This window comes from Antarctobacter sp. (assembly GCF_965277915.1).
In the GTDB taxonomy this organism is placed as follows: Bacteria; Pseudomonadota; Alphaproteobacteria; order Rhodobacterales; family Rhodobacteraceae; genus Antarctobacter.
The window spans coordinates 4303712-4322716 of record NZ_OZ255849.1 but is presented as its reverse complement, the minus strand read 5'-3'; the positions used below and the strand labels follow the sequence as shown (position 1 = coordinate 4322716).

Genomic DNA, 19005 nt, shown 5'->3' with positions numbered 1-19005 from the left:
AACCAGCCTAATCGATCGGATGGCTTCGCGTCTATTGGCAAGGGGGCGGGCGCCGCCCCCTTGTTCTTGTTTCAGGCGGTGGGGATCAGCCCCAGCAGAGGTCCATGCCTTCCTTGACGGAGATCGAGTCGACGCCCTCGACGGGTTCGTCGGTCACCAATGCGACGCCGGTGTCGAAGAAGTCCTTGCCCTCGGTCGGCTCGGGCTTCACGCCCTCGTCGGCCCAAGTCTTGATCGCCTCGATGCCCAGGCTGGCCATCATCAGCGGGTACTGCTGCGAGGTGGCGCCGATCACGCCGTCCGCGACGTTCTGCACGCCGGGGCACCCGCCGTCGACCGAAACGATGAGCACGTCATTTTCGCGCCCGATGGCCTTGAGGGCCTCGTAGGCGCCGGCGGCTGCGGGCTCATTGATGGTGTAGACCACGTTGATGAAGGGATCCTGTGCCAGCAGGTTCTCCATTGCGCGGCGGCCGCCTTCCTCGTTGCCCTGGGTCACGTCGTTGCCGACGATCCGGGGATCGTCTTCGTCGCCCCACTTGTTCGGATCGCCCAGGTCGATGCCAAAGCCCTGCAGGAAGCCCTGGTCACGCAGGACGCCCACGGTCGGCTGCGACACAGCGAGATCCAGCATGGCGATCTTGGCGTCGGCGGCGTCGTCGCCCAGCTTGGCAGCAGCCCATTTGCCGATCAGTTCACCGGCCAGGAAATTGTCGGTGGCAAAGGTCGCGTCGGCGGCGTCGATCGGGCTCAGCGGGGTGTCCAGCGCGATCACCAGGATGCCTGCGTCGCGCGCCTGTTGCACGGCGGGGACGATGGACGAGGTGTCCGAGGCGGTCAGCAGGATGCCTTTGGCGCCATCGGCGATGCAGGTCTCGATCGCCTGAACCTGGGTTTCATGATCGCCGTCGATCTTGCCGGCAAAGGATTTCAGCTCGATGCCCAGTTCTTCGGCCTTGGCGGTCGCGCCTTCTTTCATCTTGACGAAGAAAGGGTTGGTGTCGGTCTTGGTGATCAGGCAGGCGCTGATCGAATGGCTGGCGGCGCTTGCCCCGCTGGCCAGAGTGGCGGCGGTCAGGGCAATGGCCGAGCCAGTCAGAAGCTTTTTCATGATATCCTCCCAGAGTGTCTTTCGACGTATCGCGGGGCCCTCGCGTAGTTAACTTGGCCCGAGGGCAGGTTTGCCGGCCCCATGCTTTCTAGAAAGCCGATTCGGACCGAGGCTGTCAACATTAATAAATCCGATTTATTTATTGTTGACAGGGGGCCGCTCAGCGTGGAGTCTTTCAAGCAGCCGACACTGGCCGCAAAAAGAGAACGGACCCGATGAAACTGGACCGCAGCAAGGGGGAGGAGATGGCCGCAGCGCTGCCTGCGGACGGTGTTCGCGGCTCCAATCAAAGCGGAGTGCGCGCCCACAACGAGCGCCTTGTCCTGTCGCTTGTCCGCCAGTTCGGTCCGTTGGCCAAGGCAGAGATTGCCCGGCGAACGGGGCTTTCCGCGCAGACCGTCTCGGTCATCATGCGCGCCCTGGAAAAGGAGGGCCTGCTCGAAAAGGGAGAGCCCGTGCGCGGCAAGGTCGGCCAGCCCTCGGTGCCGATGGGACTGGCGCAGGGCGGCGCCTACTTCCTTGGGCTGAAGGTCGGTCGTCGGTCGCTGGACCTCATCCTGACGGATTTTCATGGCCACGTCGAAGGCCGGGTGCACTTGTCACACCGATATCCGACGCCTGAAAGCGTCGTGACCTTTGCCAACACTGCCATTGCACAACTGCTGGATCAGTTGCCCCCGGAGAACCGCAAGAAGGTTTCGGGACTGGGAATCGCGACGCCGTTCCGACTTTGGGACTGGGCTCGTCCTCTGGGATTGACCAGCTCCGAGATGGAGGCCTGGCGCGACCGCGACATCGCCGCCGAGATTGCCAACACTTGGGATTTCCCGGTCTATCTGCGCAATGACGGCTCAGCGGCCTGCGGTGCCGAACTGGTCTTTGGAGACCAGAACAAGCCGCGCGACTTTCTGTATTTCTTTGTCGGCTTTTTCGTCGGCGGCGGGATTGTAATCGACAACAACGTCTTTACCGGGCGTAGTGGCAACGCGGCAGCACTGGCCTCGATCCCGATCGGCATCAAGGGGGCAAAGGTGCGACAGCTGGTCGATGTCGCCTCGATCCATACGCTGGAACAGATGGTGGTCGAAGAGGGCGGCGACAGTCGACTGATCTGGGACAGCCCGACCGAGTGGAACCTGCCCGGCGACGTTCTGTCTACCTGGGTGGAAAAGGCCGCCGAAGGGCTGGCCTATGCGACGCTTTCGGCGTCTTGTCTGATCGACTTCGAATGTGTGGTGATTGACGGTTGGCTGCCCGATTCCGTCCGCACTGCCCTTGTCGAGCATACCTTCCAGCGACTGAACGAGATTCGCGTTGCGGGGATAGAGATGCCCGACCTGCGCGAAGGCAGCATAGGCCGAGATGCACGTGCGCTGGGCGCTGCCAGCCTGCCCTTGTCGGACAAGTTCCTTGTCGACCGGAACGCCTTTCTCAAGGGGTAAGCCCGAAGGGTTGGTGGTTTACTCCTCGCTGCCGATCGGTCGACGTGGCGCGCTTGCGCTTTGAGCGAAGCGCTGAGGTCTCTGTCCCTAAATTGGAAAGCCTTGCCAGCTTGACAAGAAACGGCATGTCCGAACAATCGATCTTTCTTCCCCGGGCAGGGGGTGCGGTCACTCGTTATGTCTTGAGAGTTGGTGCCCAGGAGAGGACTCGAACCTCCACGACCGAAGTCACTGGTACCTGAAACCAGCGCGTCTACCAATTCCGCCACCTGGGCATCAGGAGCGTGAGGCAGGCGTTTAAAGGTGGTGCGAGGGGGTGTCAACGGCCATTTTCAAGAAATCTTCGCGCGGCAATGCGGCGCCTTGCGGGCGACGCGTCGCGCCGGTATTCCTGCCGGGCAAGCTGGCTACAGGAGGGCGTGCCCCATGTCCAAACTCGTCACCATCTATGGCGGCTCGGGATTCGTCGGACGCTATATCGCCCGTCGCATGGCCAAAGAGGGCTGGCGCGTCCGTGTCGCCTGTCGCCGCCCGAACGAGGCGATCTTTGTCCGCCCCTATGGCGTCGTCGGCCAGGTCGAGCCGGTGTTCTGCAATATCCGCGATGACGACAGTGTCCGCAGCGTGATGCAGGGCGCCGACGCTGTGGTGAATTGCGTCGGCACTTTCGACAAGGGCGGAAAGAACAACTTTGACGCCGTCCAGCACGAGGGCGCGGAGCGCATCGCACGCATCGCTGCCGAGGAAGGCGTGACGCACATGGTGCATGTCTCTGCCATCGGCGCCGATCCCAACGGCAACAGTCTTTATGCCAAGAGCAAGGGCAAGGGCGAAGAAGGTGTCCTTGAGCACATGCCGCAGTCCGTGATCCTGCGCCCTTCGGTGATCTTCGGCCCCGAAGATGCCTTCTTCAACCGCTTTGCCTCGATGACGCGCATGGGGCCGGTGCTGCCGATCGTTGGCGGCGGAACCAGATTCCAGCCGGTCTATGTGGACGACGTGGCCCAGGCCGCGGTCAAGGGCGTGCTGGGACAGGCAAAGCCGGGCATCTACGAGCTTGGCGGCCCGGATGTCATGACCTTCCGCGAGTTGATGCAGGTCATGCTGGACGTGATCCGTCGCCGTCGTTTTGTGGCGAACATTCCCTTTTTTGCCGCCGGCGTCATCGGGTCGGTTTCGGATTTCGTGCAAAGCATCTCGCTGGGTTTGATTCCCGCGCAGATCACAGCCGATCAGGTTCGTAGCCTGCGCCAGGACAACGTCACGACCGAAGGCTCCAGGGGATTCGCCGACCTGGGGATTTCGCCGATGTCGGTACAGGCGGTGCTGCCGGACTATCTCTGGCGTTTCCGCCCTTCGGGCCAGTACGAAGCGATCAAGGAATCGGCCCAGAACCTGCGGTCCCAATGACAGGGAGCCGCGGCTGAAACCCGTCAGCCCCTCGCCGTCAATGGTGAAGGTCTGGCTTTTGCGCATATGGCCCCAGCGTGAGGGCGGCATGAACCGCAGGTCGTCCTGCTCAAAGGTACTCGGACAAAGCTGCGGTTCGTTTCGGGGGTGCCAACGCGCTGCCGTCTTTAGTTTGAAGCAGCGCGCCTTGATCTAGCGGAAGCGCGCTGCGTTTTCGGCTGCGGCCGCCTCTGTATCACCTTTGCCAAAGGCTGAGGGACGCGGCTGAGGGAGTTGGAGCGCCTCCTGCACCCGCGGCATGGCGTCCAGCCTGTCAAACCAGGCTTGCAGGTGCGGAAGTCCCTCGACGCTCACCGTTGCCCAGAAATGGCTGCGGGCCCATGGATAGGTGGCGATGTCGGCGATCGACAAGGCGCTACCCACAAGCCAGTCGCGCCCTGCCAGCCGCGTGTCGAGCACTTCGAGAAGGCGCCGGCTCTCCTTGACGTAGCGGTCGATGGCATAGGGCACCTCGTCGCCGTTCGGCTTGGCGATGCGCTGAAAGAACATGGCCTGACCCATCATCGGGCCGATCCCGCCCATCTGGAACATCAGCCATTGCAACGTCTCGGAGCGTTCCTTGGGATCATGGCTTAGAAAACGGTCGTATTTCTCTGCGAGGTACCAGAGGATCGCGCCGCTTTCGAACACCGGGAAATCACCTGCACCGCGATCCACGATGGTCGGGATACGCCCGTTCGGGTTCAGCCGCAGGTAGTCGGGCGCCTTCTGTTCCTTCTTGCCAAAGTCGATCGGCACCAGTTCGTAGTCGATTTCCGCCTCGTGCAGGAAGATCAGCGGCTTCCAGCCGTTCATGGTGTTGGCGGTGTAGAGAACGATGTCAGGCCGCTTCATTTGCCAGCCCTCCGAATGTCGTGGCAAGGTGGAGTTCGAAGCGCGAGAGATCGCCTTCCACGTCGGGGTTCTTCATCACGTCGAAGGCCCCAAAGCTCGGCAGTGGGGTCATGCCAAAGAACTTGGCGTTCAGATGGACGGGCCGCAGGAGGTCGTCGAGGGACATCCCTTCGAAAAAGGGTTCGTCGGGATCATCAAAGGCTTCGGCCGGCGCATTCAGCGTCGCCGAGATCATGTAGCGCGTGCCGGCCAGTTTACCGCCCATGCCGTAGTTTGCCTTGGGCGCACTGGCAGAACGGCCATCGCCGTCGCTGAGCCGTCCGTCCATCCCGACGGTATAGACTTCGTCCATGTACTTCTTGAACGACCAGGGCACGCCCATCCAATTCACCGGGAACTGGAGGAGGACCACATCCGCCCACAGATGATTTTCGACCTCCGCTTCGACGTCGTAGCCCTGCGCGACAATGGTCAGCCGGACCTCGTGCCCTTGCGCTTCCAGGGTCGTCTTGGCGAGGTTAGCGAGAGTCTCGTTGAGTGCGCCCGGGGCAAAGGCGTAGGGCTGGGCGCCGTTCAGAATATGTATCTTGGTCACTTCGGATGTCCTTCTCTGGCTGCGCCCGCTTGACACGAGCAGGCTCGGCGACGAAATGCGTCTTCAAGGATGCAAAAGCAACTAGTATACTTTTTGTAACCTGATTGAGCGAACAGACTGCGGAGGCGACCTTGGACGCAAAGATCGAAGTGGATGCAAAGGGCCGCCGCAGCGCGAGCGAGGCCTGCCTGGAACCCTGCGCGATCGAGCGGGGCATGCGGATCATCGGGGGCAAATGGACCGGGTCCATCCTGTGGCATGTCAAGGATGGCCCCGTAAGGTTCAACGATCTGGCGAGAATGATCGGCGGTGCGTCAAAAAAGATGATCACCGAACGCCTGCGTCAGCTCGAAGATCAAGGCCTGGTCAGGCGCGAGGTGCGGGACACGGCCCCGATCACGGTTGTCTACGAGATCACGGATTTCGGACGGACAGCGCTCGGCTTCTTGGATGAACTTCGCAAATGGGCCGAGGAGCTTCCGCCGTCTGGAATTGAGGGCAAATGACCATGGCAAAAGCAGGGGCGCGCCCTTCAGGCCATACGCCGCGTTCCAATGTCGCAAGAGGGACTCAACGCAGCCGATTTGCTGCCAATGACTGTCACGGGCGCCGCTGAAGCTCTGCCAGAAGCGGGCCATTGTAGCATCCCGGGGGTGGAGTGCCGCTCAGCGAGGTCTGGCGAGACAGCCATTCCTCGCAGGCGTCCACCAAGGCGCATCCCCGACAGGCGGTGACCATGGAGGCGTAGGCGCCCGGCGCCAGGCTGCCGTCATTCAGAGCATCGGTGAGGTTCACGCCCATGACGCGCGCGACGCTGCGTGTCATGAAAAAGTGCCGGGCTGGATCACCAAGCGTCAGTTCCATTTTTCTTCTCCGAGGACGTGATGCCTTCCATCGCTTCTTGCAACGCGGCAAGGCGTTTGCGGTTCAGACAATTGCCGGGAAAGCTGCGGGTGTCGTCCACCGGCTTGTTCAGCCACTGGTCGCAGCGCTGGGACCAGCCGCAGCCCCGGCAGCACGTGACGATGCCTGCCCAGTCCTCTTGGGAAAGCAGCCCGGCGTCCGTCGCGCCGACCAGATCGACACCGGTGGCCTTGGCCATCCGCTGGACCAGCCAGTAATGTTCGGTTTCGTCCCCCAAGACCGTGGGGCGGGTCGGGGCGGGGCGCGTTCCGTCCATCTCTCAGCCCTCTTCGAGGGTTTGGAACAGGTCCGAGTTGCGGCAGAACCCGGGCGCTTCGGTCCCGCCGTGCTCGCGTTTGGCCAACCAGTGCGCGCAGGTCTCGGGCGATGCGCAGGACGTGCAGCGCAATACCGCGTCTTCCAGTTCAGAGACCGTCAGCTTGCCGCGCATGATCCGTTCTTCAAGGTCTATGCCGCGGGCCTGCGCCATGTCGTCGACCAGCGCCGCATGGCGTTTCAGTGTCGCTCGGCTCTGCATTGATCCGTCCCCTCTGTCCTCTGTTGTCGAGGGGCAGAATGGCAGAGTGGGCGCGCCGTCACCTTGACTCAGGTCAACGCAAGGTTGACCAGGGATCAGGCCTCACTGCTGGCGAAGGGCCTTCTCCGTCTCGGCCACGATCTTGAGGCGGGCGGCATTGGGCGGGTGGCTTCCCAGGAACCTGTTGCCGGGGTCGGGGATGCGCGCGAAAAACTCTGCGCCGCGCAGCGGGTCAAAGCCGGAGCGATAGGTGATGATCGTGCCCAGCTGGTCCGCTTCCAGTTCGAACTCCTTGGAGTAGGTGCGTGCGCCCACAGCCGCGCCCAGCTGTTCGGCATCGCGCACGGCATCGGCCTCGGCCCCGCTGATGGCGGCGATTCCCGCAAAGACCACGGCGCCGATCGTGGCGCTTTGCCGGGTCTTGGCCAGATGGTCCAGGATATGATGCGCGGCCTCGTGCCCCATGACAAAGGCCAGTTCGTCCGCATTCCGCACCGAATTGATCATGCCGATGTTAAAGGCGAGGATCGGTCGGCCATAACGGTCGACGGTCTGGAAGGCATTGGGCGGCAAATCGGCCCGGTCGTCGATCACGATCTGGAAATCGCAGTTCAGCCCCCGGGTCCGCTGGCGGCATTCGCGTTCCGCCACAGGCTCGACCGTCTGCACCACCTGCACGAATTGCCGGGCAGCCCGGTTGGCGCGCTGCTGGGCTTCGGAGCCGCCAAGGGTGCTGGGCGCCGGGGCCGGCAGGGGCGCGGCGCAGGCGGACAGCAGCGCTAAGGCGATGAGCGGCAACAGTCGGGTCATGGAAGGTCCGGAAAAGATTTGTGCAGAGTTACCCTAAGCTGCCGCGACCTTCTGTTCCAGCCGGTCGCGATCAATTGGCAGTGTTGCGCCGGTGACCTACCTTTCACGGCATGACCGACAAGCCGACCGTGATCTACAACGACAGTTGCCCAATCTGCTCGCGCGAGGTGGCAGGTTATCGCCGCATGGCGGAACGTGACGGCGTCGAACTTGGGTTTGCCGGGTTATCGGAGGGCGCACATGCAGACCACGGGCTGACCCGCGACCAGGCAGCCCGCCGGTTCCACGTGGTCAAGGACGGCACCCTTTATAGTGGCCTGCCCGCCTTTGCCGTCCTCTGGGCAGAGATGCCGCGCCTGCGCTGGCTGGCCCGGCTGGTGCGCCTGCCTGGTCTGAGCCACATTCTGGGCGCTGCCTACGATCATCTCGTGGCCCCGGCGCTATATGCCCTGCACCGGCGGCGCCAGCGTCGCGCCGAATCGGTTTCCGGTAAGGGGCGCGCGGGCTAACCTGACAGCATGTACAGCGTAGAACATGATTTTGACGCCACCGTCGTGACCCTGGTGGACGAAGGTGGCCCGCCCCTGCAAGAGGATGTCGTCATCTCCGGCTTTGAGGATTGCATCACGGTCGAGCAATACGACCCGCGCACCGACAGGATGCAGCGGATCACCCTGTCGATCTCGCAGATGCAGGACCTCGTGGCGGCGGTCAACACGCCCGAAGGCGTCTATCGGCGCAAGGATTGAAACCCGGCTCAGTCGGTAATCCGGAACAGCTTGTCCCGCGCGGTCTCTCCGCGAACCAGTTCCAGCCGCGATTTCGGTACACCCAGCGCCTTTGCCAGCAGCTTGGTGACCGCGGCATTGGCCTTGCCGCCCTCTGGCACCGTCGTGACCGTGACGCGCAGGCTGTCGCCGTCTCGGATGACGGCGTTGCGGGATGCCTTGGGCGTGACGCGCACGGCCAGCGTGGCGCCGGCCACGGCAAGGTCCGAGAGATCGGGCTGTTTCATGCCCTCCGCATAACGGCTGTGCCGAGATGTGCAACATTCCCGGTTGAAACCCGGGGCCGGTGGCCTGACATATCGGCGGACGAAGACAGGAGACGCCATGCCCACCCCGAATCCCGCCGCGATGGAATTTCTGCTGAGTCGCCGGTCGCGTCCGGCCAAGACGCTGAAGGCACCGGGCCCCGACGATGCCGCCCTGATGCCGCTGTTGACCGCCGCGGCCCGCACCCCGGATCACGGCAAACTCGAACCCTGGCGTTTCATCGTGCTGCGGGATGCCGCGATGCAGCGCATGGCCGAAGCCGTGGCCGATTGCGGCGAACGACTGGGCAAGAGCGACGAGGACATTGCCAAGGCGCGCGACGCCTGGGAGCGCAGCCCGCTCTGCGTCGCCGTGGTCGAGGTACAAAAGGAAAGCCCCAAGATCCCTGCGCTGGAACAGACCTATTCGGCGGGGGCGACCTGTCTCGCGCTGCTGAACGCGGCGCTGGCCTCTGGCTGGGGCGCGAACTGGCTGTCGGGCTGGGCCAGCCATGATCGCGGCTTTGTCGAAGACGCTCTGGGCCTTGCCCCGAACGAAAAGATCGCGGGGTTCATCCATATCGGCACCGAAAGCGCCGCGCCGCCCGAACGTCCGCGGCCCGACATGGACCAGATCGTCAGCTGGGTGTCGGAATGATCGTTGACGCCGTCAGCCGCGCCATCGCGCAAATGCCCGATCCGCGATTTCGCGGTGTACTATTGCGTGGAATCGGGATCACGCTGGCGATCCTCATCGCTGTCAGCATGACCGTGATCTGGGGTTTGGGCTGGCTGATCGGCGATTCGATCACTTTGCCGTGGATTGGCACAATCGAATGGCTCGACACTGCGGCAAGCTGGGCTGCTGTCCCGGTCATGCTGGTGCTGTCGGCATTCCTGATGGTGCCCATTGCGTCGGCCATCACGTCGATGTTTCTCGAAGAGGTGGCTCAGGCCGTCGAAGACAAGCACTATACGGGCCTGGGCCCCGCCACCCCGCCCAGCTTTGCCGATAGCCTGATCGACTCGCTGGGGTTCCTTGGCACGATGATCCTGGCCAACCTGTTTGCGCTGGTGCTGTACTTGCTGTTTGCGCCACTCGCGCCGGTGATCTTCTGGGGATTGAACGGGTTCCTGCTGGGACGGGAATATTTCACGCTGGCCGCCATGCGCCGGGTCGGTCGCCAAGAGGCCCGCAAATTGCGCCGTCGCCACCTTGTAACGATCTGGGCCGCAGGTGTGCTGATGGCAATCCCGTTGACGATTCCGCTCGTCAACCTGCTGATCCCGGTTCTGGGTGCAGCCACCTTCACGCATATCTTTCATCGGGTCGGGCGCGGGTAGCCGAAACCCGCGCTCAAACCTGTCTCAGCGCGATCTTCCCATTCGGCCCGGCCAGCACCTGCCAGCCGGCGGCCCACATCTGGTAAAGTGCCGCGCAGGCGGCGGCGCGTTCGGCGGGCATCAATGGGCCGGTGACCCAGTCGCACAGCTCATAGTAATTGCCGGCGGTGGCATACAGCGGCTCTTTCAGGAACAGCTGCGCCGCCAGCAGGGGCACGTCATCCTCGGCCAATGGCGCCAACAGATTGCCTGCGAACAGGTCCTCGATCCCCGAACACGCCGTCAAATCGAACGGTGCGTCGACGCCAATCACCTGCGGATCTTCCCAGACCAGCGGCGCTACCAGAACAACCTGTTGAACCGCCTCTTTGACACGCCCAATCCGGCTTTTGGCCTCATCCAGAGTCATCGCCGCTGTGGGCGTGGTCAGGTATTGCTCCAGACGCCATGCCATTTCTGCGCCGTGTGGCATGAGGTGCAGGCAATCCGCCCGGGTTGGCGGAGCAGCCCGAGACAACCCGAAAACCAACCGCCAGTCCTCGCAGATATGGTTCGGTGGCGAAGACGGACGCACGAACTCTTCGCGATCCGCCAGCACGGGATCTGCGTCGAACAGGTCATGCCACGCCAGTTGCCAGTCGCGGTGCATTTCCCGGATGCGCGCGTTTTGAGAGGCGCGCATCCTCTCCGCCTCAGCAGGCTGTGGCTGCTGCGATTTCCGGCCAAACAGTCCGCGCCACATCATTCGACGTGGGATGTCCCGTCCATCCGGTCAAACATCCAGCCGTCGATGTCGCGCACCGTGATGACCTCGAAGACGATGATCGAGGCGATCACCGCCCAAAGCGCGAAGGCGATGCCGGTGGTGATCCAGGCCTTGCGCTTGAGGTTGTGCACCTCCGGGCTGCCGGCATGGGTGCCGGGCACCACGTCGCCCAGATCGCCCTGGGTCTTCAGCCGGATCGGGATGACGCAGAGAAAGGTCATGAACCAGATCACGGCAAAGAGGACGAGGGCCGAGGTGATCCCCATCAGACCTGCTCCAGTTCCACGAGGCAGCCGTTGAAGTCCTTGGGGTGCAGGAAGAGCACGGGCTTGCCATGTGCGCCGATCTTCGGCTCTCCCGTGCCCAAAACGCGGGCGCCGGTTTCCTTCAGGTGGTCGCGCGCGGCAAGGATGTCCTCGACCTCGTAGCAGACGTGGTGGATCCCGCCCGAGGGGTTCTTGTCCAGAAAGCCCTGGATCGGAGAGTTCTCGCCCAGCGGATAAAGCAGCTCGATCTTGGTGTTCGGAAGTTCGATGAAGATCACCGTCACGCCGTGATCGGGTTCGTCCTGCGGTTCTCCGACCTTGGCCCCCAGCGCGGTGCGGTACTGTGCGGCGGCGGCCTCTAGGTCGGGCACGGCGATGGCAACGTGATTCAGGCGTCCGATCATCTGTCTCTCCATGTCTGGCTTTGTCAGAGGTTATGGCGTGACGACACAGACCGGACAAGCCGGTGCGACCCTTAACCGCTTGTTCACCTTGTCGGGGCCAATCTGACAGGCGACTCGATGAGGAGCCCCGACATGGACGACTATGATCAACTCTCCCCGCACCTGCGCCCGACCGCGACGCGGCCCCTGCTTGGGCTGACCATCCTCGTGGTGGAGGACAGCCGGTACTCCTGTGATGCGATGCGCCTGCTGTGTCTGCGGTCCGGGGCGCGCATCCGCAGGGCGGACTGTCTGAAATCGGCGCGCCGTCACCTGCAGGTCTACCGGCCCAGCGTGGTGGTCATTGACCTGGGGCTGCCGGATGGATCGGGCGCCGACCTGATCGCCGAACTCAGCACGACCTGTCCGCGCGTTGATGTCCTGCTGGGCACCAGCGGCGACACCTTCGCCGAAGAAGTGGCGCTGGCCGCCGGGGCCGACGGTTTTCTGGGCAAGCCGATCTCGTCGGTCGCCGCCTTCCAGAACGCCATCCTGTCGGTCCTTCCCACCGAACGGCGGCCAACGGGCCCGCGCCTGGTCAGTGACGATCCCGTGGTGCCTGATCCCTTGTCCTACCGCGATGACATGGCCCATGCGGCGGATGTGCTCTGCGATGCGCGCAATCCGCAGACCTTGGCCTATATCACGCAGTTCCTGGCCGGGGTCGCGCGCAGCGCGGGCGATGGCGTGTTGCAGCAGGCGGCAGAGGACCTGGCCGATGCCCGCGCCGCTGGCCGTCCGGTCAAGCCCGGCCTAGACCGAGTGTCCGCCCTGGTCCAGGACCGCGTGGCCGACCGTATGGCGATCTGACCGTAGCCGCCAGCTACAGCAACAGGCCCGGGTCACTTCCCATGTCGAGCCCGGGAAAGACCGTGGTTTCCAGCGTGCTGCGCCCGATGCCGAATTGTCCGTGCAGCAACCAGGCCAGATGCGTCCGCAGGTCGCGGGTGGGTCTCAGATCACGCCCTTCGTAAAGCGCGCCGTCGTCCAGGCCGGGCCAGTCGGTGACGACGCGGCCCCCGCGCAAGGCACCGCCGGCCAGCACCATCGCGCCGCCAGTGCCGTGGTCCGTGCCCCCTGTTCCGTTCCAGCGCGCGGTACGCCCGAACTCGGTCACAGCAGCCACCGTCGTTTTGCCCCAGGCCTCTGGTCCCAAGGCCGATTGCAGGGCCAGAAGCGAATCCGAGAGTTGTTCAAGCGACCGGGGCAGATGGCGCTCCTGCGACTTGTGCGTGTCCCAGCCGGTCAGAGAGTAACAGGCGATCCGCGCTGCATCCCGCAATTGCGCACCTGCAAATTCGGCCAGCACGCGGCCCGGTCGGTTCCTGTCGCGCGGCGCCATCATGTCGTCGCGCATCGCGGCCATCATGTCACCGGGGCTGCCGGAAAAGGCCAGTTCGTCACCATCTCTGCCCGCCAGCGCAAAGGCGCTCTCGAGCGCCGCGGCCATTGCGGGATCGGACTGCATCACCCGTCGGGTCAGCAGGATGGCCTGTGGCGACAGGCGCAGGTCCGCCTCCGGGGTCCAGCGGCTCACCGGGGCAGGTCCCGACAGGATGCGAAACGGCTCACCGCCGATGGCATAGGCGGTCTCGGCGCTGGCCCCGGGCAGGTGCTGGACAAGTCGGTTCAGCCAGCCGTCATCGGGCAGAGGCGCGTCCGAGGCGGCCACGCCTGCCTCCAGCAGATCCTGGCCGTCGAAATGGCTGCGCTTGTCGCGGTAGGGGATCGAGACCGCATGGGCAAAACCCAGGTCTCCCGCCTGCCAGAGCGGGCGCAGGGTGGCGAGGGCGCCATGCAGCGCGAAGCGCCCGTCAAGATCGAAGGCGTCGCCGTTCATGTCCGGGCCCGGACGGCCCAGGGCGGCGAAATCCGGATCGCCATAGGGTGCCACCACGTCCAGCCCATCCATGCCGCCGCGCAGGATGATGACCACCAGCCGGGCATCGCCCGGCGTCGCGGCAAAGCTGACCGGCGTGACCAGCGGGCTGGCGGCCAGTGAGCAGCCAAGGGCGGCGCTGCGGGCCAGGAAACTGCGTCTGTCCATCGCTCACATCCTTTGAAACGCGGGGGAGGCCAGCACCACGCCGATGCCGTCGGCGCGGGTCTCGGCTGCGCTAGCGGCGAAACGCACCTCGGCCGGGACGCGTGATCCCAGCGCGGTTTCCACGAAGTCGCGCGGATCTGGCAGGGCCCCCAGCAGGGCCTGCGGAATGGTGAACCCCCACTGCAGGCGGGCGGCCAGCCCCTGCGGCGTCAGCCAGGCGTCGTCCGCCTCTGGTAATCCGTCCGGCCCGGGTGGCGTCTGCCAGACCTGTCCCATAAGGCGCATCGGCTGGAGCAGGGCGATGCCGAACCGCTTGCCCAGGATGTACTGCGGAATATCCAGCGCGCGACAGGCGGAGGCGATGAAATCCAGCGGCTGCTTGGCATTGCCCGGACGTGGGTCCCAGGCGGCGGGGTGACCCAGCATGGCCCGGTAGACCGCCATCAGATCCCCGTCCGTATCCAGCCAAGCGGTTTCCATCGCGCGGAGCAAGTCCGCGTCGGGCGCATCCGCCACGAAGTGCACGGCCAGTTTGCCTGCGACATGGCGCGCCGTCGCCGGATGTCGGGCAAGGTCACGCAGGGCATCGTGGATGTCCTTCAATCGGGCGGGGTGATCGCCGCCATAGCTCTTGCCCAGCACTGTTTCGGGGCCCGGTTCGGCCAGAGGGCGGCGGAATTCCGTGCCGCCTTCCGTGGTAAAGGCCAGCCCGGTCAACAACTCTGCCAGTTCGCGCACGTCGGTCTGCGTATAGGGGCCGTCGACCCCCAGCGTGTGCAGTTCCAGCACTTCGCGGGCGAGGTTCTCGTTCATGCCCTTCTTGCCGGGGTATTTCAGCGCCTGCGGCGAGTTCGGCCCGGCCGAGGCGTGCTGGTCGAGGTAGTGCAGCATCATCGGATGCGTCACGGCCGCGATCAACAACTCGTCGAACCGGCCGGCCAGGTGCGGTCGGATGGCCGATTCGACGTAAGGCGACCCCGCTTCGGCCAGAACATTGGTCTTGCCCCGCGTGGTGAAGTGATCGGCCCAGAAGCTTTCCAGCCGCTCGCGCAGAGGCGTCTGGCTGTTCACGCGGCGGGTGACATGGGTCACCAACCACTCCGCCTGCATCTTGCGGGCATTGCGTTTCAACCGCCGGATCTGGTCGATGGCCAATTCCTCGGCCTCCGTGCCGCGTGTCAGGTGGCGGATACGGCCCAGCGCATGGGCGCTGGCGACCATGTCCCGGGAAAAGGCGTCGAAGGACATGATCGGAAAGATGTGCGCCATCCGATCGGGGGCGGTCAGCCCGGCGAGCAATTCCCGGACCGAGCTGGGCGCGGCAATCCGGGGAGATCGGCCACAGCCAAAGCGGATATCGGCAAGAACGGGATCGAACATCTTGCGGCCTCAACGCTGTCGAGGCCCCTATACCTTATGCGGGGCGCGCTTGCATCGCCCCGCACAATGTTGTGTCCGGCGCCTCGGCGGAAAGGTGCCTTGTCGCCGGGTCAATCCTGCGGAATGACGCGCAGGGAAAGCTCCATCAGCTGATCCGACGACGGTTCCGACGGTGCGTTCATCATCAGGTCTTCGGCGCGCTGGTTCATTGGGAACATGATGACCTCGCGGATGTTCGCCGTTTCGGCCAGCAGCATCACCATCCGGTCGATGCCCGCGGCACAGCCGCCGTGCGGCGGGGCGCCATAGTGGAAGGCGTTGTAGAGCGCACCAAAGCGGTTCTTGACCTCGTCCTCGCCGTAGCCGGCGATTTCGAAGGCCTTGAGCATGACCTCGGGCTTGTGGTTCCGGATCGCGCCCGAGACCAGCTCGTAGCCGTTGCAGGCCAGGTCATACTGATAGCCCAGCACCTTGAGCGGATCGCCCTGCAGCGCTTCCATCCCGCCCTGCGGCATCGAGAAGGGGTTGTGTTCGAAATCGACCTCTCCGGTTTCCTCGTCTTTCTCGTAGATCGGGAAATCCACGATCCAGGCAAAGGCAAACCGGTTGGGGTCGATCAGCTTCAGTTCCTCGCCCAGCACGTCGCGCGCCTTGCCCGCGATACGCTGGAAGCTGGCGGGCTTGCCACCCAGGAAGAAGGCCGCGTCGCCAACGCCAAGGCCCAGTTGTTCGCGGATCGCTTCGGTGCGCTCGGGACCGATGTTCTTGGCCAGCGGGCCGGCGGCTTCCATGCCGTTCCCCTGATCACGCCAGAAGATGTAGCCCATGCCCGGCAGGCCCTCTTTCTGGGCCCAGGCGTTCATCCGGTCACAGAACTTGCGGCTGCCGCCGCCGGGCGCCGGGATGGCGCGGATTTCGGTGCCGTCCTGTTCCAGCAGCTTGGCGAAGATGGCAAAGCCCGATCCGGCGAAATGCTCGGACACGACCTGCATCTCGATCGGGTTGCGCAGGTCGGGCTTGTCGGTGCCGTATTTCAGCGCGGCCTCGGCATAGGGGATCTGCGGCCAGGAGGCCGGGTCATCCACGGTCTTGCCTTCGCCGAATTCCTCGAAGACGCCCGCGATCACCGGAGAGATCGTATCGAACACGTCCTGTTGTTCGACAAAGGACATCTCCATGTCCAGCTGGTAGAAATCGGTGGGCGAGCGGTCGGCGCGCGGGTCCTCGTCGCGGAAACAGGGCGCGATCTGGAAATACTTGTCAAAGCCCGAGACCATGATCAACTGCTTGAACTGCTGGGGGGCCTGCGGCAGCGCGTAGAACTTGCCCGGATGCAGGCGCGACGGCACGAGGAAGTCGCGCGCCCCCTCGGGCGAGGACGCGGTGATGATCGGCGTCTGGTACTCGCGGAACCCCTTGTCCCACATGCGGCGGCGGATGCTGGCCACCACGTCGGACCGCAGCGTCATGGATTTCTGCATCGCCTCGCGACGCAGGTCGAGATAGCGGTACTTCAGGCGCGTTTCCTCGGGATACTCCTGGTCGCCGAAGACGATCAGCGGCAGTTCCTGCGCCTCGCCCAGCACCTCGATGTCGCGGATGTAGACCTCGATCTCGCCGGTGGGCAGCTTGGGGTTCACCAGGCTTTCGGCGCGGGCCTTCACGGTGCCGTCGATGCGGATGCACCATTCGCTACGCACCTTCTCGACCTGGGCAAACACCGGGCTGTCGGGATCACACAGGACCTGCGTCATGCCGAAATGGTCGCGCAGGTCGATGAACAGCACGCCGCCGTGGTCGCGGATGCGGTGCACCCAGCCGGCCAGCCGGACGGTATCACCCACCTGGTCCTTGGTCAGATCGGCACAGGTATGGCTGCGATAGGCGTGCATGTCGGGCCCCTTTTATATGCGCAAAAGTCAGGCGCCGATACATCCCGAGGGGCGAGGGAAGTCAAGGGAGACGGCTTTATTTGGTGAGAATCACCTGAGTCTGCTAATCATCAATGCCGGGAGGACGCGCCAAAACGTCGCAAAGGGGTTTTGCCATGTGGGAGTCGCTGTTTCGAAACATGATGCGCCGGATGCTGCGGCGCGGCCAATTGACCGTGACGCTGCCGGACGGGCGGTCGGAAACCTATGGGCCGGGCGGCGGGCCCGAGTCCCATATCATCTTGACCGAACCGGACACTCTGCGCCGGTTGTTGCTGCGCCCCGGGCTGTCGCTGGGGGAATGCTACGCCGAGGGCACGCTGCAGATCGAAGGCGATGACCTTGAGGGCCTGTTGTCGCTGTTCGTTCCGAACGGGAACATCGCGCAAATGCCCCTTTGGTACGAACTGCCGCGCAAGCTGCAGGGGGCGCTGCGGGGTTTCCTGCAACGCAACACGCCTTTCACGGCCCGACGCAACGTGGCGCATCACTACGATCTCTCGGATGACCTGTACCGGATCTTCCTCGATGCGGACATGCAGTATTCCTGTGCCTACTGGCCAAGGACCGACATGACCCTTGAAGAGGCGCAGGACGCCAAGAAGGCGCATATCGCGAACAAGCTGATGATCGAGCCGGGGATGCGGGTGCTGGACATCGGCAGCGGCTGGGGCGGCATGGCGTTGACGCTGGCGCGCGACTACGGTGCGCAAGTCACCGGTGTGACCCTGTCGGAAAACCAGTTGGCCACTGCGCAGGCGCGGGCGCAGGTCGAGGGGCTGGAGGATCGGGTGCGCTTCCTGCTTCTGGACTACCGCAAGCTGGAAGAGCGATTCGACCGGATCGTAAGCGTCGGCATGCTGGAGCACGTCGGCGCCCCGCATTACCGCGAGTATTTCGGCAAGGTGCGCGACCTGATGGCCGAGGACGGCGTCGCGCTGATCCATTCCATCGTCAAGAACGGCCCGCCGCGCCCCAACAATTCCTGGATCGACAAGTACATCTTTCCCGGCAGTTACGCGCCCTCCGCCTCCGAGGTCTATCGCGCGATCGAGGACAACTGGCTGCACCAGTGCGACGACGAGGCCCTGCGCATCCATTATTCCATGACCCTGCGGGCGTGGCGGGAACGGCTGGAAGAAAACCGGGACCGGGTTGTCGAGATGTTCGACGAACAGTTCCTGCGCATGTGGCGCTTTTATCTTGTCTCGATGGAGGTCTCGTTTAGGCAGGGCAACCTGCATGTCCAGCAATGGCAACTGGCCAAGTCCATGTCGGCGGTGCCGATCATCCGCGACTACCTGTATCCCGCGACACAGAGCGACTGGATGCGGGCGGCGGAGTAGCGGTGGTGCGGTCTCAGAACGGACGCTCGACGTTGCCAGAGTAGAAAAATACCCCGAGCCCGAGCGCGAACAGGATCACCCCGGCAATGGAATGCAGCAGCACCGCCTCGGCGAAACTGCCGCGCCGCTCGTAGGACCAGGCAAAGGCGAGGCCGCCGAAAAAGGTCATGCCGGCGACGATCCAGCTCCAGTACATCAGGTGGGCAAAGGAAAAGAGCGCGGCGTTCAGCACCAGCGGGGGCCACGTCCCTCCCGGCAGAAGGCCGCCGTAGCGGCGAAAGAACAATGGCCGAAAGACCAGTTCCTGCGGCAAGGCCGACAGGAATGGATACAGCGCCGCGATCATCAGCATCAGCGCGGGATTGATGCGGATCAGCGCAAAGGCTGACTCTGGCGCGGTCAGTCGCAGAACCACGTAGCCCGTGATCGCCGTCACGGCCGCGAACCCCGCCACCAGCCACCAGTCGACTTTCGCGGCGCCGATCCCCAGCGACCGCCACGCGAATCCGGGCGTGACATGCAGCAGGACAACCCCCAGCGCGGTAAAGCCGAACAGCAGCGGGAACATCATGTCGGCGGGAAAGGCCAGCGCGATGACCGCCGGAATCACCACGAAGAAACAGGCGAACTCGACCCGGAGCCAGAGGCGCCGCGCCTCTGCCCCGTCGTCTTCCGGCAAAATGGCCATGACCGCCGCTCCCTTGTCCTGTACCTCGATGTCAGATAGGCGCCCTGTGTCGCCGTAC

At 64.1% G+C, this 19005-nt stretch carries 24 protein-coding genes and 1 tRNA gene; 9 read left to right on the top strand and 16 right to left on the bottom strand.

Going from position 1 to position 19005, the window contains the following annotated elements; translation table 11 throughout:
• Positions 1-85: 85 nt before the first annotated feature.
• A complete protein-coding gene (locus ACQY5B_RS22125; RefSeq protein WP_305967936.1) occupies positions 86-1111 on the bottom strand; it encodes a sugar ABC transporter substrate-binding protein in 1026 nt (341 codons plus the stop codon).
• Positions 1112-1326: 215 nt separating this feature from the next.
• Here ACQY5B_RS22125 and ACQY5B_RS22120 point away from each other — a divergent pair, with 215 nt between their 5' ends.
• Positions 1327-2553: an ROK family transcriptional regulator gene (locus tag ACQY5B_RS22120; protein WP_420327367.1), complete on the top strand. Its 1227-nt coding sequence runs from the start codon at positions 1327-1329 to the stop codon at positions 2551-2553.
• A gap of 190 nt (positions 2554-2743) precedes the next feature.
• Here ACQY5B_RS22120 and ACQY5B_RS22115 read toward each other — a convergent pair.
• Positions 2744-2828: transfer RNA gene (locus ACQY5B_RS22115), tRNA-Leu, on the bottom strand.
• Positions 2829-2979: 151 nt separating this feature from the next.
• On the opposite strand from ACQY5B_RS22115, the gene ACQY5B_RS22110 reads away from it, so the two are divergent.
• Positions 2980-3963, top strand: a complete 984-nt coding sequence (locus ACQY5B_RS22110) for a complex I NDUFA9 subunit family protein (protein ID WP_420327369.1) — start codon at positions 2980-2982, stop codon at positions 3961-3963.
• Between the two features lie 192 nt (positions 3964-4155).
• Here the strand turns inward: ACQY5B_RS22110 and ACQY5B_RS22105 are convergent, their stop codons facing one another.
• The gene (locus ACQY5B_RS22105; RefSeq protein ID WP_420327371.1) at positions 4156-4857 is read right to left on the bottom strand and encodes a glutathione S-transferase family protein; all 702 of its coding nucleotides are present in this window, start codon (positions 4855-4857) and stop codon (positions 4156-4158) included.
• Positions 4844-5452 carry an NAD(P)H-dependent oxidoreductase gene (locus tag ACQY5B_RS22100; RefSeq protein WP_420327373.1) on the bottom strand — a complete coding sequence of 203 codons (609 nt, stop codon included), beginning with the start codon at positions 5450-5452 and terminating at the stop codon, positions 4844-4846. Before ACQY5B_RS22100 ends, ACQY5B_RS22105 begins: the two co-directional genes overlap by 14 nt.
• A 131-nt stretch (positions 5453-5583) precedes the next feature.
• Between ACQY5B_RS22100 and ACQY5B_RS22095 the strand changes: the two genes are divergently transcribed.
• Positions 5584-5958, top strand: a complete 375-nt coding sequence (locus ACQY5B_RS22095) for a winged helix-turn-helix transcriptional regulator (RefSeq protein ID WP_305967941.1) — start codon at positions 5584-5586, stop codon at positions 5956-5958.
• A gap of 94 nt (positions 5959-6052) precedes the next feature.
• Here the strand turns inward: ACQY5B_RS22095 and ACQY5B_RS22090 are convergent, their stop codons facing one another.
• From ACQY5B_RS22090 to ACQY5B_RS22075, 4 genes are all read right to left on the bottom strand, one after another.
• A complete protein-coding gene (locus tag ACQY5B_RS22090; protein ID WP_305967942.1) occupies positions 6053-6316 on the bottom strand; it encodes a DUF6455 family protein in 264 nt (87 codons plus the stop codon).
• Positions 6297-6632: a DUF6455 family protein gene (locus tag ACQY5B_RS22085; protein ID WP_305967943.1), complete on the bottom strand. Its 336-nt coding sequence runs from the start codon at positions 6630-6632 to the stop codon at positions 6297-6299. Before ACQY5B_RS22085 ends, ACQY5B_RS22090 begins: the two co-directional genes overlap by 20 nt.
• Before the next feature lie 3 nt (positions 6633-6635).
• Positions 6636-6893 (bottom strand): DUF6455 family protein, encoded by a 258-nt coding sequence (locus ACQY5B_RS22080; RefSeq protein ID WP_420327374.1) that lies wholly within the window; start codon positions 6891-6893, stop codon positions 6636-6638.
• Between the two features lie 102 nt (positions 6894-6995).
• Positions 6996-7703, bottom strand: coding sequence for a M48 family metallopeptidase (locus tag ACQY5B_RS22075; RefSeq protein ID WP_305967945.1), 708 nt, complete (start codon positions 7701-7703; stop codon positions 6996-6998).
• A gap of 110 nt (positions 7704-7813) precedes the next feature.
• On the opposite strand from ACQY5B_RS22075, the gene ACQY5B_RS22070 reads away from it, so the two are divergent.
• Entirely contained in the window at positions 7814-8212 is a 399-nt protein-coding gene (locus ACQY5B_RS22070; protein WP_305967946.1) for a thiol-disulfide oxidoreductase DCC family protein, read from the top strand.
• A gap of 9 nt (positions 8213-8221) precedes the next feature.
• The gene (locus ACQY5B_RS22065) at positions 8222-8452 is read left to right on the top strand and encodes a DUF8831 family protein (protein ID WP_043140582.1); all 231 of its coding nucleotides are present in this window, start codon (positions 8222-8224) and stop codon (positions 8450-8452) included.
• A gap of 8 nt (positions 8453-8460) precedes the next feature.
• On the opposite strand, the gene ACQY5B_RS22060 is transcribed toward ACQY5B_RS22065, so the two are convergent.
• Positions 8461-8718 (bottom strand): DUF167 domain-containing protein, encoded by a 258-nt coding sequence (locus ACQY5B_RS22060; protein WP_420327376.1) that lies wholly within the window; start codon positions 8716-8718, stop codon positions 8461-8463.
• Between the two features lie 97 nt (positions 8719-8815).
• Here ACQY5B_RS22060 and ACQY5B_RS22055 point away from each other — a divergent pair, with 97 nt between their 5' ends.
• Complete coding sequence (locus ACQY5B_RS22055; RefSeq protein ID WP_420327378.1) at positions 8816-9394, top strand: nitroreductase family protein; 579 nt, start codon at positions 8816-8818, stop codon at positions 9392-9394.
• A complete protein-coding gene (locus tag ACQY5B_RS22050; protein ID WP_420327379.1) occupies positions 9391-10080 on the top strand; it encodes an EI24 domain-containing protein in 690 nt (229 codons plus the stop codon). The genes ACQY5B_RS22055 and ACQY5B_RS22050 overlap by 4 nt, the downstream gene beginning before the upstream one ends.
• A 13-nt stretch (positions 10081-10093) precedes the next feature.
• On the opposite strand, the gene ACQY5B_RS22045 is transcribed toward ACQY5B_RS22050, so the two are convergent.
• Genes ACQY5B_RS22045 through mce form a run of 3 tightly spaced genes read right to left on the bottom strand, consistent with a single transcriptional unit; the run spans position 10094 to position 11516 of the window.
• A complete protein-coding gene (locus ACQY5B_RS22045; protein WP_420327381.1) occupies positions 10094-10762 on the bottom strand; it encodes a hypothetical protein in 669 nt (222 codons plus the stop codon).
• A gap of 59 nt (positions 10763-10821) precedes the next feature.
• Positions 10822-11112: a DUF1467 family protein gene (locus ACQY5B_RS22040; protein ID WP_305967951.1), complete on the bottom strand. Its 291-nt coding sequence runs from the start codon at positions 11110-11112 to the stop codon at positions 10822-10824.
• Positions 11112-11516: a methylmalonyl-CoA epimerase gene (mce, locus tag ACQY5B_RS22035; protein ID WP_043140590.1), complete on the bottom strand. Its 405-nt coding sequence runs from the start codon at positions 11514-11516 to the stop codon at positions 11112-11114. The genes ACQY5B_RS22040 and mce overlap by 1 nt, the downstream gene beginning before the upstream one ends.
• Before the next feature lie 132 nt (positions 11517-11648).
• On the opposite strand from mce, the gene ACQY5B_RS22030 reads away from it, so the two are divergent.
• Positions 11649-12365, top strand: a complete 717-nt coding sequence (locus tag ACQY5B_RS22030; protein ID WP_305967953.1) for a response regulator — start codon at positions 11649-11651, stop codon at positions 12363-12365.
• Between the two features lie 13 nt (positions 12366-12378).
• On the opposite strand, the gene ACQY5B_RS22025 is transcribed toward ACQY5B_RS22030, so the two are convergent.
• The 3 genes from ACQY5B_RS22025 to aspS all read right to left on the bottom strand — a co-directional run bounded on the left by ACQY5B_RS22025 (position 12379) and on the right by aspS (position 16874).
• Entirely contained in the window at positions 12379-13602 is a 1224-nt protein-coding gene (locus ACQY5B_RS22025; RefSeq protein ID WP_420327382.1) for a DUF1501 domain-containing protein, read from the bottom strand.
• A 3-nt stretch (positions 13603-13605) separates the two neighbouring features.
• A complete protein-coding gene (locus ACQY5B_RS22020; RefSeq protein WP_420327384.1) occupies positions 13606-14982 on the bottom strand; it encodes a DUF1800 domain-containing protein in 1377 nt (458 codons plus the stop codon).
• A 110-nt stretch (positions 14983-15092) separates the two neighbouring features.
• Positions 15093-16874, bottom strand: coding sequence for an aspartate--tRNA ligase (gene aspS / locus ACQY5B_RS22015; protein ID WP_420327385.1), 1782 nt, complete (start codon positions 16872-16874; stop codon positions 15093-15095).
• 155 nt (positions 16875-17029) lie between these two features.
• Here aspS and ACQY5B_RS22010 point away from each other — a divergent pair, with 155 nt between their 5' ends.
• Positions 17030-18259, top strand: coding sequence for a class I SAM-dependent methyltransferase (locus tag ACQY5B_RS22010; protein WP_420327386.1), 1230 nt, complete (start codon positions 17030-17032; stop codon positions 18257-18259).
• A 13-nt stretch (positions 18260-18272) separates the two neighbouring features.
• On the opposite strand, the gene ACQY5B_RS22005 is transcribed toward ACQY5B_RS22010, so the two are convergent.
• The gene (locus ACQY5B_RS22005) at positions 18273-18947 is read right to left on the bottom strand and encodes a CPBP family glutamic-type intramembrane protease (RefSeq protein ID WP_420327387.1); all 675 of its coding nucleotides are present in this window, start codon (positions 18945-18947) and stop codon (positions 18273-18275) included.
• Between the last annotated feature and the right edge of the window lie 58 nt (positions 18948-19005).

Excerpts from the sequence above, each read along its gene's own strand:
- ACQY5B_RS22020 (WP_420327384.1), bottom strand. The coding sequence starts at position 14,982 with ATGTTCGATCCCGTTCTTGCCGATATCCGCTTTGGCTGTGGCCGATCT.
- ACQY5B_RS22080 (WP_420327374.1), bottom strand. The coding sequence starts at position 6,893 with ATGCAGAGCCGAGCGACACTGAAACGCCATGCGGCGCTGGTCGACGAC.
- ACQY5B_RS22005 (WP_420327387.1), bottom strand. The coding sequence starts at position 18,947 with ATGGCCATTTTGCCGGAAGACGACGGGGCAGAGGCGCGGCGCCTCTGG.
- ACQY5B_RS22010 (WP_420327386.1), top strand. The coding sequence starts at position 17,030 with ATGTGGGAGTCGCTGTTTCGAAACATGATGCGCCGGATGCTGCGGCGC.
- aspS (WP_420327385.1), bottom strand. The coding sequence starts at position 16,874 with ATGCACGCCTATCGCAGCCATACCTGTGCCGATCTGACCAAGGACCAG.
- ACQY5B_RS22110 (WP_420327369.1), top strand. The coding sequence starts at position 2,980 with ATGTCCAAACTCGTCACCATCTATGGCGGCTCGGGATTCGTCGGACGC.
- ACQY5B_RS22125 (WP_305967936.1), bottom strand. The coding sequence starts at position 1,111 with ATGAAAAAGCTTCTGACTGGCTCGGCCATTGCCCTGACCGCCGCCACT.
- ACQY5B_RS22050 (WP_420327379.1), top strand. The coding sequence starts at position 9,391 with ATGATCGTTGACGCCGTCAGCCGCGCCATCGCGCAAATGCCCGATCCG.
- ACQY5B_RS22105 (WP_420327371.1), bottom strand. The coding sequence starts at position 4,857 with ATGAAGCGGCCTGACATCGTTCTCTACACCGCCAACACCATGAACGGC.
- ACQY5B_RS22025 (WP_420327382.1), bottom strand. The coding sequence starts at position 13,602 with ATGGACAGACGCAGTTTCCTGGCCCGCAGCGCCGCCCTTGGCTGCTCA.
- ACQY5B_RS22075 (WP_305967945.1), bottom strand. The coding sequence starts at position 7,703 with ATGACCCGACTGTTGCCGCTCATCGCCTTAGCGCTGCTGTCCGCCTGC.
- ACQY5B_RS22055 (WP_420327378.1), top strand. The coding sequence starts at position 8,816 with ATGCCCACCCCGAATCCCGCCGCGATGGAATTTCTGCTGAGTCGCCGG.
- mce (WP_043140590.1), bottom strand. The coding sequence starts at position 11,516 with ATGATCGGACGCCTGAATCACGTTGCCATCGCCGTGCCCGACCTAGAG.
- ACQY5B_RS22045 (WP_420327381.1), bottom strand. The coding sequence starts at position 10,762 with ATGCGCGCCTCTCAAAACGCGCGCATCCGGGAAATGCACCGCGACTGG.
- ACQY5B_RS22085 (WP_305967943.1), bottom strand. The coding sequence starts at position 6,632 with ATGGACGGAACGCGCCCCGCCCCGACCCGCCCCACGGTCTTGGGGGAC.
- ACQY5B_RS22060 (WP_420327376.1), bottom strand. The coding sequence starts at position 8,718 with ATGAAACAGCCCGATCTCTCGGACCTTGCCGTGGCCGGCGCCACGCTG.
- ACQY5B_RS22040 (WP_305967951.1), bottom strand. The coding sequence starts at position 11,112 with ATGGGGATCACCTCGGCCCTCGTCCTCTTTGCCGTGATCTGGTTCATG.
- ACQY5B_RS22030 (WP_305967953.1), top strand. The coding sequence starts at position 11,649 with ATGGACGACTATGATCAACTCTCCCCGCACCTGCGCCCGACCGCGACG.
- ACQY5B_RS22070 (WP_305967946.1), top strand. The coding sequence starts at position 7,814 with ATGACCGACAAGCCGACCGTGATCTACAACGACAGTTGCCCAATCTGC.
- ACQY5B_RS22090 (WP_305967942.1), bottom strand. The coding sequence starts at position 6,316 with ATGGAACTGACGCTTGGTGATCCAGCCCGGCACTTTTTCATGACACGC.
- ACQY5B_RS22120 (WP_420327367.1), top strand. The coding sequence starts at position 1,327 with ATGAAACTGGACCGCAGCAAGGGGGAGGAGATGGCCGCAGCGCTGCCT.
- ACQY5B_RS22065 (WP_043140582.1), top strand. The coding sequence starts at position 8,222 with ATGTACAGCGTAGAACATGATTTTGACGCCACCGTCGTGACCCTGGTG.